Source organism: Amphritea sp., assembly GCF_050300915.1.
In the GTDB taxonomy this organism is placed as follows: Bacteria; Pseudomonadota; Gammaproteobacteria; order Pseudomonadales; family Balneatricaceae; genus Amphritea.
Genome location: NZ_JBNKYN010000017.1, coordinates 22,178 through 37,404 on the forward strand (window position 1 = coordinate 22,178; position 15,227 = coordinate 37,404).

The 15,227-nt window shown below is 53.7% G+C and carries 13 protein-coding genes; 4 read left to right on the forward strand and 9 right to left on the reverse strand.

Translation table 11 applies throughout. The features are described 5' to 3' along the window. Positions 1–6: 6 nt before the first annotated feature. The 6 genes from hfq to ACQY8X_RS06680 form a co-directional block, all read right to left on the reverse strand. Positions 7–243: an RNA chaperone Hfq gene (hfq, locus tag ACQY8X_RS06655; protein ID WP_091361235.1), complete on the reverse strand. Its 237-nt coding sequence runs from the start codon at positions 241–243 to the stop codon at positions 7–9. Between the two features lie 118 nt (positions 244–361). Beyond that, positions 362–1,339, reverse strand: a complete 978-nt coding sequence (gene miaA, locus ACQY8X_RS06660; RefSeq protein ID WP_428034361.1) for a tRNA (adenosine(37)-N6)-dimethylallyltransferase MiaA — start codon at positions 1,337–1,339, stop codon at positions 362–364. Beyond that, on the reverse strand, positions 1,305–3,200 hold the full coding sequence (mutL, locus tag ACQY8X_RS06665) for a DNA mismatch repair endonuclease MutL (protein WP_428034362.1): 1,896 nt from the start codon (positions 3,198–3,200) through the stop codon (positions 1,305–1,307). The genes miaA and mutL overlap by 35 nt, the downstream gene beginning before the upstream one ends. A gap of 22 nt (positions 3,201–3,222) precedes the next feature. After that, the gene (locus ACQY8X_RS06670; RefSeq protein ID WP_428034363.1) at positions 3,223–4,575 is read right to left on the reverse strand and encodes an N-acetylmuramoyl-L-alanine amidase; all 1,353 of its coding nucleotides are present in this window, start codon (positions 4,573–4,575) and stop codon (positions 3,223–3,225) included. A gap of 88 nt (positions 4,576–4,663) precedes the next feature. Next, positions 4,664–5,134: a tRNA (adenosine(37)-N6)-threonylcarbamoyltransferase complex ATPase subunit type 1 TsaE gene (gene tsaE / locus ACQY8X_RS06675; RefSeq protein WP_428034364.1), complete on the reverse strand. Its 471-nt coding sequence runs from the start codon at positions 5,132–5,134 to the stop codon at positions 4,664–4,666. An 11-nt stretch (positions 5,135–5,145) separates the two neighbouring features. Next, complete coding sequence (locus ACQY8X_RS06680; protein WP_428034365.1) at positions 5,146–6,648, reverse strand: NAD(P)H-hydrate dehydratase; 1,503 nt, start codon at positions 6,646–6,648, stop codon at positions 5,146–5,148. A 46-nt stretch (positions 6,649–6,694) separates the two neighbouring features. On the opposite strand from ACQY8X_RS06680, the gene queG reads away from it, so the two are divergent. After that, positions 6,695–7,819 (forward strand): tRNA epoxyqueuosine(34) reductase QueG, encoded by a 1,125-nt coding sequence (gene queG / locus ACQY8X_RS06685; protein WP_428034366.1) that lies wholly within the window; start codon positions 6,695–6,697, stop codon positions 7,817–7,819. A 56-nt stretch (positions 7,820–7,875) separates the two neighbouring features. Here the strand turns inward: queG and ACQY8X_RS06690 are convergent, their stop codons facing one another. The 3 genes from ACQY8X_RS06690 to orn form a co-directional block, all read right to left on the reverse strand. Continuing rightward, entirely contained in the window at positions 7,876–8,868 is a 993-nt protein-coding gene (locus tag ACQY8X_RS06690; RefSeq protein ID WP_428034367.1) for a patatin-like phospholipase family protein, read from the reverse strand. A gap of 134 nt (positions 8,869–9,002) precedes the next feature. Next, positions 9,003–10,823 carry an EAL domain-containing protein gene (locus ACQY8X_RS06695; RefSeq protein ID WP_428034368.1) on the reverse strand — a complete coding sequence of 607 codons (1,821 nt, stop codon included), beginning with the start codon at positions 10,821–10,823 and terminating at the stop codon, positions 9,003–9,005. A 98-nt stretch (positions 10,824–10,921) separates the two neighbouring features. Further along, positions 10,922–11,464, reverse strand: coding sequence for an oligoribonuclease (gene orn, locus ACQY8X_RS06700; protein ID WP_428034369.1), 543 nt, complete (start codon positions 11,462–11,464; stop codon positions 10,922–10,924). A gap of 97 nt (positions 11,465–11,561) precedes the next feature. Here orn and rsgA point away from each other — a divergent pair, with 97 nt between their 5' ends. The 3 genes from rsgA to ACQY8X_RS06715 are packed head-to-tail and all read left to right on the forward strand — an operon-like array spanning position 11,562 to position 15,206. After that, positions 11,562–12,584, forward strand: coding sequence for a small ribosomal subunit biogenesis GTPase RsgA (gene rsgA, locus ACQY8X_RS06705; RefSeq protein WP_428034370.1), 1,023 nt, complete (start codon positions 11,562–11,564; stop codon positions 12,582–12,584). A 28-nt stretch (positions 12,585–12,612) separates the two neighbouring features. Further along, entirely contained in the window at positions 12,613–14,382 is a 1,770-nt protein-coding gene (locus tag ACQY8X_RS06710) for an HDOD domain-containing protein (RefSeq protein WP_428034371.1), read from the forward strand. After that, the gene (locus tag ACQY8X_RS06715) at positions 14,379–15,206 is read left to right on the forward strand and encodes a sulfurtransferase (RefSeq protein ID WP_428034372.1); all 828 of its coding nucleotides are present in this window, start codon (positions 14,379–14,381) and stop codon (positions 15,204–15,206) included. The genes ACQY8X_RS06710 and ACQY8X_RS06715 overlap by 4 nt, the downstream gene beginning before the upstream one ends. The last annotated feature ends 21 nt before the right edge of the window (positions 15,207–15,227 follow it).

The window sequence follows — 15,227 nt, forward strand, 5'->3', positions numbered from 1 at the left end:
AATACCTCAGTCAGTCGATTCATCACCCTGCGGTAGTTTTACCGGACGGGCTGGAACCACAGTAGAAATAGCGTGTTTGTAAACCATCTGGCTGACAGTATTTTTCAGCAGAATAACAAACTGATCAAATGACTCGATCTGCCCTTGAAGTTTGATACCGTTTACAAGAAAAATCGAAACAGGTACGCGTTCTTTACGCAGTACGTTCAGATAAGGGTCTTGTAATGATTGCCCTTTTGACATTGGAAGCTCCTTCCCATGAGTAAGTGGTGCACCGTTTCAGAAGTATAATTTTATCCGACGATACATAACGCTGTCACAAAAAAGCCGGACAGCCCAAAAATTATTTTTCAGTACTGCATTATATAATGATCCCATCCAACAATTTCAAGGCATTATTGGTTAAATTAGGGTCTGCAGATTCAAAATGGTGCAGATTATCCCAACTACGCAGCCAGGTGACCTGCCGTTTCGCCAGTTGGCGCGTGGCAATGACACCTTTTTCGATCATTGTCGGGTAATCCCACAGGCCATCAAAATACTCCCACATCTGCCGATAGCCGACACAGCGGACCGAAGGCATCTGCAGGTTCAGATCGCCGCGTTGCCACAGTGCTCTGACCTCAGCTTCAAAGCCTTGTTCCAACATGCTGTGAAAACGTTTCTCAATCCGCTCATGCAGGACTTTTCGCTCAGCAGGCATCACGCAGATCTGAGTGACATTGTAGGACAGTCGCTGCGCTTCCTGCTCCTGCCATAACTCGGTCATCGAACGCCCGGTCAGTTCGTAAACTTCCAGCGCCCGCTGCATCCGCTGCGGATCATTCGGATGAATTCGTTGCGCGGCCTGAGGATCAACTTGCTGCAAACGCTGATGCAGAGACTCCCAGCCGTGCTGTTCCGCGTCTCTCACCAGGCGGTCACGAATAGCCTGATCCGCCGGCGGCAGGGTAGCAAGGCCTTGCAACAGCGCCTGATAATAGAGCATCGTACCGCCTACCAGCAGCGGAATTCTGCCTGCCGCACAGATCTCCGCCATCTCCCGCAGGGCGTCGGCTCTGAAATCCGCCGCTGAGTAACTCTCAGCCGGATCCAGAATATCCACCAGCCGATGCGGATAACGGGCCAAAAACTCAGCATCCGGCGTAGCCGTACCGATATTCATCTCCCGGTAGATCATTGCCGAGTCGACACTGATGATGTCGCAGGGCAACCGGTCACACAGCGCCATCGCCAGATCTGTTTTACCCGAGGCGGTTGGCCCCATCAGAAAGATGGCCGGTGGTAACAGCTGATTACTCAACTTACTGCCCCCGCATAAACAGGCTATCGAGGTCATGCATCGACATCTGCGTCCAGGTCGGGCGACCATGGTTGCACTGTCCGCTGCGCTCGGTGCGTTCCATATCCCGCAATAGCGCATTCATCTCCGGAATCGTCAGCTGTCGATTGGCTCTCACCGACCCATGACACGCCATGGTCGCCAGCAGCTCATTCGTATGCTGCTGAATTTTCTGACTGCTGCCAAACTGAGTCATATCCCCCAGCACATCGAGTATCAGTTTACTGATATCAGCACTGGCGAGCGCCACCGGAACCTGCCGCACGACCAGGGTCTCCTCCCCCATCCGGGCGATCTCAAAGCCCAGCTTAGAGAACACCTCTGCCTGCTCTTCAGCGCAGTCAGCTTCCATCGAGCTGACCGCCATACTCACCGGCACCAGCAGCGGCTGACTGCGCACCCCTTCGGCCTCATAGGCCAGCTTCATGCGCTCATATACCACCCGTTCATGGGCCGCATGCATATCCACCACCACCAGACCGGCATCATTCTGCGCCAGCACAAACACCCCGTGCAGCTGAGCGATCGCATATCCCAGCGGCGGGCATTCCGTATCATCGGCCTCAGGCATCGGCGCTGCGGGCAGCACACTAGCGGAATCCCGTTGCGGATGCAGTGCCCCGTAAGCGGATATCTGATCACGAATCTGACCGGCAACCGGGCGCTCAGACTGATAGCTGCGCGAAGCTATAAACCCTGCACCCCCTCCACCGCCAGCCTCACCCTGCATCTGATGCAGCGGCATGCGACTCTGCTCAAAGCTCTGCGGTGTCAGCGGCTGCCCCGGTGTAGCACTCAACAAACTGCTGGCTGCGGCTCCGGAGATAGCCGGTTCACTGCCCTGCTCCGGGCGGATATCAGCAATCACCCGATGGGTGGTGCGGAAAATAAAATCATGCACCAGACGGGTCTCGCGAAAACGCACCTCATGTTTGGTCGGATGCACATTCACATCCACCAGCTTAGGGTCCAGCTCCATATAGAGTACATAGGCGGGATGACGCCCATGATAGAGCACATCCTGATAGGCCTGACGCAACGCATGGGCGACGACCTTATCGCGGATAATCCGGCCATTAACAAAGAAATACTGCAGGTCTGCCTGGCTGCGAGAGAACGTTGGCAATGCAACCCAACCCCACAGCCGCAACCCTGACGCTTCTGCGCAGACATCTACTTTCATCGAATTTTCAATAAATGCCGGAGACAGCAACGTCGATATACGCCGCTCCTGTTCTGCCTGGTTGCCAGCCGGACGCAGTTGATGGATCACTTTCTGGTTATGGCGCAGGGTAAAGCCGACATCAAACCGGCTCAGTGCCAGCCGTTTAACCACCTCTTCAAGATGTTTAAACTCAGTTTTTTCAGTTTTCAGGAATTTACGGCGCGCGGGGGTGTTAAAAAACAGGTCACGCACTTCAACGGTCGAGCCCTGAGGATGAGCCGCAGGAGAGACCTCAGCCGTCATATCCCGCCCCTCGGTCTGCACCTGCCAGCCCGCCTCCTGATCAGCGGTACGGGAGGTCAATGTCAAACGGGAAACCGAACTGATGGACGCCAGGGCTTCGCCACGAAAGCCAAGACTTTGTACCGCTTCCAGATCGTCCAGATTATAGATTTTACTGGTAGCATGCCGACTCAGCGCCAACGGCAGATCATCTTTTTCGATCCCCTGACCATCATCCCGCAAACGAATCAGCTTGACGCCGCCCTGTTCGATATCCAGCTCAATCCGCCCCGCCCCGGCATCCAGACTATTTTCCAGAATCTCTTTCACAACCGAAGCGGGACGTTCAACAACTTCACCAGCAGCGATCTGGTTCGCAAGCCGGGGAGTCAGCAGGTGTATTCGGGACATATCACAGATTACAAATAATGGATTAACTGGCGGGGATCTTCAGCACCTGGCCCACCATAATGGTGTCAGCGTTACCCAAACCGTTCGCCTTAAGTAAAGCCGACAACGATACACCGTTCCGGTTGGCAATAACAGAGAGACTATCCCCACTGACCACCTTATAGCTGGAGGGCGCCGCTTTAACTGCACCGCGCCCCTCTTTCTGCCAGGCCAGCCAGGTGAGCGCCGGGGGCTTGGCTGAAAAATGCGCTTTAATACCGGCAAAAATAGCCTGCGCCATTTTCTGCTGGTAGGCTTTCGATTTAAGTTTGGCCGCCTCATCATGGTTGGTGATAAAACCGGTCTCAACCAAAATCGAGGGTATATCCGGCGATTTAAGCACCACAAAGCCCGCCTGCTCCACCTGCGTCTTATGCATTTTGGCAAACTTACTCATGTTGCGATGAATACTTCGAGCAATATCACGGCTATCACTGCGACTGGCGGTCATCGACATATCCAGCAACACCTTTGCCAGCACATCATCTTTGTCTTCCAGACTGACCCCACCAACACCGCCAATCAGGTCGGCGCTGTTCTCTTTTTGCGCCAGCCAGCGGCCCATCTCACTACTGGCACCACGGGGGGATAATACCCATACCGAGGCACCCCGGGCCCGGTGATCCTGAAAGCCATCCGCATGAATCGAGACAAACATATCCGCATTCATCTTGCGGGCCCGCTCAGTACGACTACGCAGGCTGATATAGTAATCACCGTCCCGGGTCAGGCGGGGCTGAAAACCACGCTCTTTTTTCAGCAGTTCATTCAGTTCCTGGGCGATTGCCAGCACTACGGTTTTCTCCTTCACCCGGCCGGGACCTATCGCTCCCGGGTCTTCGCCACCATGCCCGGCATCAATCGCAATCACGATATCCCGCAGGGTTGCCGGGTCATCCGCTGTCGCAACTGCGCTTTTCTGAGGTGCTTCAGGCGCTACATCCCGATACAGATCGACCACCAGCCGATTGCCATACTGATCATTGGGTTTAAGGACAAAACTTTTAGGCTTCACCTGCTCTTTAAGGTCCAGCACGATGCGCAGATCTTTACCTCCGTTGCGACTGCCCGAGCGCATCAGCGATACCGGACTGTTCGTCAGATCAACGGCCTGCAGGTCGGATAAGAGGGTAGCGTCGGCGACATCCAAGACGATGCGATCAGGCTTTTTCAGCGTAAACAGCTTATGCTGCACGGCCGCAGACAGATCAAACACCAGCCGGGCATGATCCGGGGCGATCCATACCCGCACGTTGTGAACCTCAGCAGCATAACTGTTTACCGCACCAAGCCAGCAGCTCATCAACAGTATTATCAGCCCTGATCGTCGTATCATTCTGTTTCTCATCGTGCCGTTACAACCTACGCCCTTAAAACCTCAACCCATACAACATACACTGCCTGAAGACTTCATACCAACAGCCTCAACCCTTAAGTTTATCGGCCAGTTGCCGGCCTTTTGCAGTCTGTGCCTGCAAATTTATCCGCCGACCACGCTGCTCCACACTTATCGTTAGCAGCAGATCAGCCTGCGGCAGCACCCCATCACCCCGTTCAGGCCACTCAATCAGACAGAGACTCTGGTCGGTAAAGTAATCCCGAATCCCCAGATATTCGAGTTCTTCAGGATCTCCCAGCCGGTACAGATCAAAATGGTAAACCGTTAAATCGCCCAACTCATAGGGTTCAACCAGTGTATAAGTGGGACTCTTAACCGAACCTTGATGACCAAAGCCCTGTAATACCCCCCGACTCAGGGTCGTTTTCCCCATCCCCAGGTCACCGTTGAGAAAAATCACCTCGCCACCAGTGGTGGCACGGGCGATCTGTTGCCCAAACATCACCATCGCAGCTTCATCGGCAACGAAAACACTGTAATCAGATTCCTCTGGCACTCTGCCCGTCCTCATAAACCATTAACCAATAAGCGTAATTGTGCCAACAGATCAGTCGCTTGCATACCTCGGGCGCCATAGCGTTGTGCGCTGCGGTCGGCCGCCGCACCATGTAGCCAGGCACCCAGCCGGGTGGCATCAGCAGCTGACAGCCCCTGAGCAATCAGTGCACCGATCACACCGCTCAGTACATCGCCCATACCGCCACTGGCCATCCCCGGATTGCCGGTAGGATTAAGGTGCAGTGCGTCACCATCAAAACTCAGACTACCCGGCCCTTTCAGCAGCGCGACCCCGCCAAAGGCAGACTGCAGTTCAACCACTGCGGCAAACCGGTCAGCCTGCAACTCCGCGACACTGCAACCCAGTAGCCGGGCAGCTTCACCCGGATGCGGGGTGATCACCCAGTTGTCGCCATTACGCTGGCCAAACTCCCGCCGCATCACCAGCAGATTCAACGCATCCGCATCCAGCACCAACGGTTTATCTGAACTCAGCGCCCGCACCAGCAGCTGTTCACCCCAGGCGTTTTTCCCCAGCCCCGGCCCCACTACCAGGACATCGGCACGCTCGATAAAAGGGTCCAGTTCATGACCGGAGCGGACGCCCACCGCCATCGCTTCCGGATAGCGGGTTAACAGTGCGGACAGATGTTCAGTCCGGGTGACCACCGTCACCAGCCCTGCGCCACAACGACCAGCTGCCTGTGCTGCCATAATCGCCGCGCCGCCCATTCCGCTGTCACCACCAATCACCAGGACATGCCCGCAACTGCCTTTATGGGCCGTTTTATCCCGGGGAGGCAGCAGATGACTAACATCATCGGCACCGGTGATAAACCCGGCAACATCGACCGATTCATAAACATCATCACTCACCCGCAGGCCATCAAATAGCAGCTCCCCGGTAAACTCCGGCCCCTGATGGGTGAGTAATCCACGTTTTACACCGATAAAAGTAACCGTCATATCCGCCCGGACCGCACTCCCCAATACTGCACCGGTGTCACTGCACAGCCCCGAGGGGATATCCAGAGCAATCACCGGCAAACCCGACCGGTTGATCTGTCTGATCGCATGACGGTAAGGCTCGCGCACCTCTCCGGCGATGCCGGTACCCAGCAGCCCATCAACAATCAGCTCACCAATAAAGGGCTGCTCCTGATAGAGCTGCCAGGCAACAGACTCAGCCTGCAACCACTCCCAGGCCTGCAACGCCTCTCCAGATAAGCGTGCGACAAAATCATCCCCGCCAACGCAGAGCAATTGCACCTGCATCCCCTGGCGCTGCGCCAATACTGCCACGATAAAACCGTCACCACCATTGTTGCCGCCACCGCAAAGCAGTGTCAGTTTGCGCACCTCAGGCCAGCGTTGTCGTAGCCGGTCAAATGCTGCATGACCAGCGCGCTGCATCAGCTTAAAACCGGGCACCCCGGAATTTATCGCAGTGCGATCAAGAGCGCGGGTCTGTTCCGCTGTGTATAATGACGCCGGCAGGTCAGAATGTGACATAACATGTTCTCTGAAAGGCTTTTCCTAACTTTATTATATAGTGCCGATGACTCAATACGACCCTGAAATACTGCAAAATCTGGCTGATCAGATCAAACTACTCGCCTCATCGCTGGGGTTTCAGCAGTGCGGTATCACCAGTACGGACCTGAGCGCGGAAGCACAGCCACTGCAAACCTGGCTGGATAAAGGCTATCAGGGCGAGATGACCTACCTGGAAAATCATTTTGAGAAGCGCATCAACCCCGCCCTGCTAACGCCGGGCACCCAGCGTATTATCTGCGTTCGGATGAACTGCCTGCCACCGGACACACAAGCGGTTCGGGTACTGAAGAACCCGGATCAGGCCTATATATCCCGCTATACGCTGGGCCGTGATTATCATAAAGTGATGCGAAAAAAACTCACCCAGCTGGGCAAAGAGATAGAAAGCCTGACCGGAACGTTTGGTTATCGCGCCTTTGTTGACAGCGCACCGATTCTGGAACGACCACTGGCACGCAACAGCGGACTGGGGTGGCAGGGCAAACATACGTTGATTTTAAACCGGGAAGCGGGCTCATGGTTTTTGCTGGGCGAGCTGTTCGTTGATCTGCCACTACCCGTCGACGCCCCCTACAGCGAGGAGCATTGCGGTCAGTGCCAGGCCTGTATCGATATCTGCCCCACTCAGGCAATCGTAGCCCCCTATCAGCTGGACGCCCGCCGCTGCATCTCCTATCTGACGATAGAGCTGAAAGGCTCGATTCCCGAAGTGTTTCGGCCACTGATCGGCAACCGTATCTTTGGCTGTGACGATTGCCAGCTGATCTGCCCCTGGAACCGCTTTGCCAAATACAGCGATGAAGCTGATTTCAGCCCCCGTCACCACCTGGACACTGTCTCACTGCTGGAACTGCAGCAGTGGGATGAGGCAACCTTTCTCAAACGTACCGAAGGCTCAGCGATCCGGCGTACTGGCTACCGTGGCTGGCAGCGAAATATCGCCGTTGCGCTGGGTAACAGCCGTGGCGGGCAAGCCGTTCTCAGCGCCCTGCAGACAATGGCCGATGGCGAGGATGCGCTGGTGAGAGAACACGCGCTCTGGGCACTGGCTCAGCTGCAAAGCGACACCACCGTCAACAGTACTCCCATTCTTAACCACCCCCGGGCAGGCAAGCTACCGGACTGATATATATCCACTCAACCTGTTTAAATAATGAACAGGCATAGTGCAACCCGGCAGGCTTAACTAAAAATTCCTTGAAGATCACAGCTCTCCCGCTTACCCAGATCGTTCTGATTCGCGTGTAACCAGTGATCACAGGCTTCTCGTCCGGCCATCATCAGCCCGGTCAGAAACTGCTTACTGTTATCATATTTACTGGATCGACTAAGCCCATCAAGCAGCGGGTCACTCGCCATTATATGACACCGCATCCCATTAACTTTGCGCTCGGCCCAGCCCTGACGCCAGCGCCAGCCTGAACTGTATTTACGAATATTGCTCACCGCCCGCATCTCGCGCATAAAAGTGCTCTGAAAGCCTAACTCCGTAACCCGCCCGGCAATATCCTCAGCGGAAACAGGCAGGCTTTCCTGCAGTAATGGCTGCAACAGAACGATCAGCACATCATCCGCTGCACACTCATAGATCAGCGGAAAAACCGCCGGATTCCCGGCAAAACCTCCATCCCAGTAATGCGCGCCATCAATCTCAATCGCTTTATGAATATTCGGCAGACAGGCTGATGCCAGCAGACGAGGCAGATCCAGTTCCTGCTCACTAAACAGTTTCAGTTTGCCACTGGCCACTTCGGTCGCCGCGATAAACAACTTAAAAGGCGAGTCCAGTCTTAACTGTTCAAAGCACACCTGTTTTTTCAGCAGATCTTCAAGAGGATTGATATCCAGCAGATTGACATCATAGGGCGACAGATAGCGCATCGCATGCAACCAGAAACGGGTGACTGCCCCTTCAAGCTGCTCCGGTAGGCGAATAGAGTAATCGCTGGATGCCACCGCCAGCCAGAACGCTTCCAGCTGTTGGCGGGCGCCAGCACGACCTCCCAGACGCCAGCCCTCAGCCAGCATCACCGCATTCATCGCCCCGGCACTGGTGCCACTGATACCATCAAAACTGATCCAGGACTCTTCCAGCAAACGATCCAGCACGCCCCAGGTAAATGCCCCATGAGCACCGCCGCCCTGCAACGCAAGATTGATTGAAACCGGCCTCATAAACACCTCTCAGATTATTGTGCATCGCATCAAAAACTAGCACAAAAGAGATGAATTAAAGATGAATACTTTTCTTAGGAAGGGACAATACACACGCTGGCAATGCCAGGATTCAGCTGCTGAAGCGCCTGATTCTAAAGAATATCAGGAGAGGGCTCGCTGAACAGATAGCCCTGAGAATAATCTATCCCCAACGACTCAACCACCTGCTGCACCGCATCATTATGGACAAATTCAGCCACTGTTTTAATGCCGGAATTACGGGCAAAGAAGACAATTGCCCGGGTAATCTCATAGCTCTTGCTATCGCTATCAATATTTTTTATATACTTCGCATCGATTTTGACAAAATCAACATGCAGCTCAAGAATGCGTTCAAAATTGGAATACTCAGTACCAAAATCATCAATGGCCAGTTTGTAGCCCAGTGCTTTAAGCCGGCTTAACTGGGCAATATGATTTTTCTTGCCCGCCGCGCTGATACCCTCAAGTATTTCCAGTACGACCTGCTGCGGCGCAACGGCATATTCAGCGGTTTTCTCTGTCAGATAGCCTTCCAGATACTCCATCAACAGGTCATCTTCTGTGATATTGACCGACAGGGTCAGCCCGGTACCGGCAATCTTCGCCAAACCTCTATCTATCATCAGACGGCTAATGGTGGGAAACAAACCAGACAGCTTAACCGCATTGAGAAAATGATAGGGGGTATAGATAGTGCCGCTGTCTTCCAGACGGACCAGCGCTTCATAGCTGACAATTTCACCACTGGTGTTATCACGCACACCCTGAAAAAAAGGTTTTACACGTCCCTCATTCAAAGCCTGATGTAGCATCGCATTCCAACGGAGATACTCCCTGCGCAACGCCTGATCAGGTTCGTCCCGTTCAGCGTTGTAGATATGATAACGATTTTTACCCAGCGCTTTCGCCTGACTCATGGCCTGCACCGCCTGTTCGAGCAGATTTTTACGTGCCCTGGCACCACCCGCAGTAAAGGTGATGCTAAACAGCTGATCATCAATCTTCAGCGAGTGACTCAGCAGATAGGCTCTGAACTGTTCAATCTGCTGTTGCAGGTCTACCGGCAGCCGGTAAGACAGGGCAAACTCATCCGCATTGATACGGTACAGCTCTGCGTCTGGAAACTGCTGCCCCAGCAGCTCGGCAACCTTGCAGAGAAAGCGATCACCAAATGATGGACCGTAAGCGGTGTTGATAAAACGGAAGTTATCCAGGTTAATCAGCAGCAACGACTGCATCGAGATACAGCTTTTCAGCTGCAGTTTCAACTTCGACTGGTTCGGCAGAGAGGTCAGACTATCGTATTCGAGGGCAGTAATCAGCTGCTTGCGCTGCTCTTCCAGCACCTGCTCCTGATACTGCTTTGCCAGAACAATATTCGCCATCGAAGCGGCGACATCCAATAAACGAATATGAAAAGCCGAGGGCGAACGGTGTTCAAATGAGGAGAGCGCAAAAGAGCCAATCACCTTTCCGTTATTATTGCGCACGGGCATCGACCAGCAGGCACACAGATTGAAATCGATAGCTAACTGCCGAAGGTCCTGCCAACGGGGATCATTGAAAGTGTCTCTGACGAAGACCGGCTCATTACGCATCACCGCATTACCGCAGGAGCCGCTGCCCGGACCGGGAGACAACCCCTGCAATGCCTCAATGCCGCTTTGAGGCACACTCGGTGCTACCAACACATTAAGCAAGCCACTCTGTTCATCCCGCAGCATGATCGAGGCAACAGAAGCGGGCAGCAACTGCTCTGCCATCCGGCACAAGGCATTCAACACATCGGCACAGGACACATTACTGGCGACCTGAGAAAAAATAGATTGCTGTAAACTGAGAATCCTGTCCAGCTCATCAACCGACATCTCCCGCTCTTCAGCAGCAAGCGGCAGACCAAATGAGTTTACGCTATCAATTTCATCAATCATGAGTCTTTATCCGATTCCGCTCCGCCAACATAGAAATGGCAGAAAATGTATAGGCCTTCAACCACCTCAAGACTTTACACTCACAGTATTATTCTAATTTATACGTTAAAAAATGTTTCACGGTAATGCTGTAACTCATTAATCGAATCTTTAATATCATCCAGCGCCAGATGGCTGCCCTTTTTCACCACGCCATCCAACACCCCGGGGGACCAGCGCCGGGCCAGCTCTTTGATCGTACTGACATCCAGATTGCGGTAGTGAAAAAACGCTTCCAGCTCGGGCATATACTTCACCAGAAAACGCCGATCCTGACCAATGGAATTGCCACAGATAGGTGACGCCCCTTTATCCACATATTCGCTGACAAACTCTATCGTATCAAGCTCTGCCTGCCGTTCACTGATCAGGGAATCCCGTACCTTCTGTGTCAGACCAGACTGACCATGCTGTTTGGTACACCACTCATCCATCCCCGCCAACAGCTCGTCAGATTGATGAACCACCAGATTTGGCCCTTCAGCCAGTATATTCAGCTGAGAATCTGTTACGATGGTTGCGATCTCGATGATTCTGTCATGCTCCGGATCCAGACCGGTCATCTCAAGATCGATCCAGATAAGGTTGTTCTGCCGTGACATATGTGTATTCCTTAGTACCAGTACTGTAAATTTATTGCTTAATAGAATACCTTAGCAGGCTGTAAAAATTCACCCCTACACCTGATTTAGCTGATAAATGTCGAAACGAAAGCTTACCCGGCGCCAAACCTGGCGCGTACAAAAGATTCAGGACGAGCGCACCCAGCGTGCGGCACGCAAAGACTCAGATATCGACCAGCAACTGGAGGGCGGCGAACTGGGGCCGGAACAGCACGGCCAGATCATCTCCCACTTTGGCCGTCAGGTTGACGTCGAAGCCCAGGATGGCGAAGCTGCCGGACAGATCTTTCGCTGTCATATGCGTACCAATCTGGACACGCTGGTCACCGGCGACCGGGTTATCTGGCGCGCCGGAGCCGAATACGGTGTCGTGGTAGCAACCCAACCACGTACATCAATTCTGCAACGCCCCAACAACCATGGCGAGCTGAAGCCCGTAGCGGCCAATATTGATCAGATCGTTATCACCATCGCCGTTGAGCCTCTGGCCCACTACAATCTGATCGACCGCTATCTGGTCGCCGCCGAACTCAGCGATATCGAACCGATTATTCTGCTAAACAAAACCGACCTGATTGATGCTGAAAACCGGCCACGGGTTGAGGCGATGATCAATCTCTATCGCAGCATCGGCTATCAGGTAATGCTGGTCTCATCGACAGATAAAGAGGGGCTTGCACCCCTGCGACAACAGCTGAATGATCGTATCAGTGTATTTGTTGGCCAGTCCGGGGTGGGTAAATCCTCACTGATCAACGCTCTACTACCAGGAATAGATCTCAAAGTGGGGGCTTTGTCTGAATCGACCCGCAAGGGTACCCACACCACCACCACCGCCCGGCTGTTTCATTTTCCAGAGGGTGGCGATTTGATCGACTCCCCCGGAATCCGTGAGTTTGCACTGTGGCATATCAACGAAGACAACCTTCTGGATGGTTTTCGGGAGTTTTCCCCTTTTATCGGCTACTGTAAATTCAGAGACTGTAATCATGAACAGGAGCCCGGCTGCGCTATTAAAACAGCGATAGAAGAGGGTAAGATCAGCGCACAGCGGGTAAACAGCTACAAACATATTCTGAATACCCTTAACCAGGATTGATGCCGATAGTAAGGGACAGTAAGGACGGATGACCGAACCAAATAATCCACAGAATGCTGAACAGTGGTATAGCTTTCTGAGCGACAAGCTGCCGCCGGTCAGGCTCAGCATGATCAAACGGTTGCAGGGCAAGCTGAGCGAACCCGGCTGCTCGGTCATCCAGCTGAGCAAACTGATCAAAAGTGACCCTTTGCTCTGCTTTCATGTCGCACTCGCCGCCGGTACGCTGCACCACGAAAAGCAATCGGAAATCACCGGTATTGATCACGCCATCGGCTCTCTCGGGTTACACAAACTGGATGAGCTGATCAATAGCCTGCCCACGACCCGTCTGAACCCGACCAGCACGGCGCAGAAAATGTACTTCCGCTCAGTGGCAAACAGTCACCATGCAGCAACACAGGTACAGCAGTGGTTAAAGCAGTGCCGCGGTGGCATGTTTGCAGAAGAGAGCTACCTGGCAGCCCTGTTTTACTCTATCGGTCACTGGATGCTGTGGTATTTCGCACCGCTGCACATGAGCAAAATTCAGATCATGATCCGCGAAAAGAAGGCCAGCCCGGAACTGGCTGAAACCCGCATTCTCGGCTGTACCATTGACGGCATTTCCAAACGCTTACTAACCCACTGGCCCGCTAGCAACCTGGCCAGAGTCACACTGGAAAACAGCACGCCCCTGAACCGGCAGATGATTCTCCAGCTTCACCAGCGCGCCTTAAGCGACCCCCGCCTGGATGGCGACCAGCTTCGTCAACTGAACCATCTGACCCAACAAAAGTTTTTCCCCGTTAAGTTGGGCAACTGGCTGGCACTGGCAGCGAACTATGGCTGGGGTAACGAAGCAACGCTCCACCTGATCGATATCATTAATGATTACCTGCGGGCAGAGCTGGACCACACCACGGCGTTCCTGCATCAGAACTGCGTGTTAGCGGCGCGCAACTACCATGTAGCGGGGATACTGTCTCCCGCTACAGAGATGCTGATGCTGGATTCCGAGTTGGCGCCAAACTACCGGCTGACAGCCGTTGATCGAAAACTATTCAACCTGCCAGCAACCGCGCAGCAACAAACCGCCCCGGCAAAAGCAGTAAATATCCCGGCCGCGCCCACTCGCCCGACTGATGCACCTAACAGTCTGGCGGCTAACCTTTCGGCAGATGATATAAACAAAGACAACGCCGACGATTTCGTGATTGAGATAAGCGACTCGGCTTCAGAGACAAGCCCCCCGGCAGCAGACACCCCCAACCCGGCTGATGATTTTATCGATAAGGATACTTACCGCCAGTATCTGCAGCGCTTTAACGAACTGGGGGATTACTATTCTCAAGGCACCCAGGTGCTGAGTGATCTGTTAAAAGGTTTAGTCAGTGGCCTGGGCATCAAACGGGCTGCACTGATTATTTTGCCGCCCAAAAGTAAAACCATTAAAGTGGTAAAAACCGCAGGTTTCGGGGGTAGTCACAGCCTGCTGAATTCCACTCACGCCCTGGGACCTAAAAGCCTGTTCAGCCGACTCAATGAAAAGCCCGCCTGTTTACTGGTCAACCAGAGTAACCGTGAGCAGATCAAAGCGATGCTACCCAGCACCTTTATCCCCTATGTCAGTGACCAGAACTATCTGATGATATCTCTGTTTGCTTCGAACAGATCGGTGGTAATTATCTACGCTGACCGGGATGGCACTGCGGAAGGGGTGCAGGATTTCCACCATCAAAAATTTAAAGATCTGTGTCGTAGCGCCGGGCGCTGTCTGGATCATGTTTATAAATTACGCGCCGGAGCCAATAAATGAGCCTGCCCCTAGTTATCTCTGCTCAGCAGCTATTTAACCAGCTAACGCACGATGATGCGCCCAACACAGAGCTGCTGATCGTTGACCTCTCCTCTGCAGAGCACTATCACGCAGCGCATATCCCTGGGGCCATCCATCTGGATCCGGCCAGATTATTGCGCGGCCATGGCAATGTGCCCAACAAGATGCCTGAAGCAGATCAGCTCAGCGCCCTGCTAAGTGAGATCGGCCTGACCGCAGATAAACATGTTGTCGTCTACGATGATCAGATGGGGCCCTGGGCCGGACGGATGATCTGGACCCTGCACAGTATCGGCCACCAACGCTGCTCGTTTCTTAACGGCCATCTGCCAGCCTGGGTTAACGCAGGCTTCGCCACCGAAACAGCGATAAATACGGCCCAACCCAGCCACTATCCGGTAGTACTGAAGCCCGATTATCTCGCAGATATACCCTACATCACCGACCACCTTGAAGATCCCGGCCATATCGTGCTGGATGTCCGCTCGTTGCAAGAATACACCGGTGAAAAAGTCATTAACGCGAAACGGGGTGGGCATATCCCCGGCGCGGTCAACTATGAGTGGACCCGCGCGCTGGTGTCTGCTGAAACCCCGCAACTGCGCCCCGCCGGGGAGATAATGGCCGAGCTGGCAGCCCTTGGCGTTACCCCGGATAAAACCGTGATAACCCACTGCCAGACCCACCGCCGTTCAGGACTAAGCTATCTGTTCACAAAACACCTTGGGTTCGACAAGGTACGCTGCTACGATGGCTCCTGGTTTGAGTGGGGCAATCAGGAAGACACCCCAATAGAATCCTGAGCCTTAGGCCAGCACAACCGT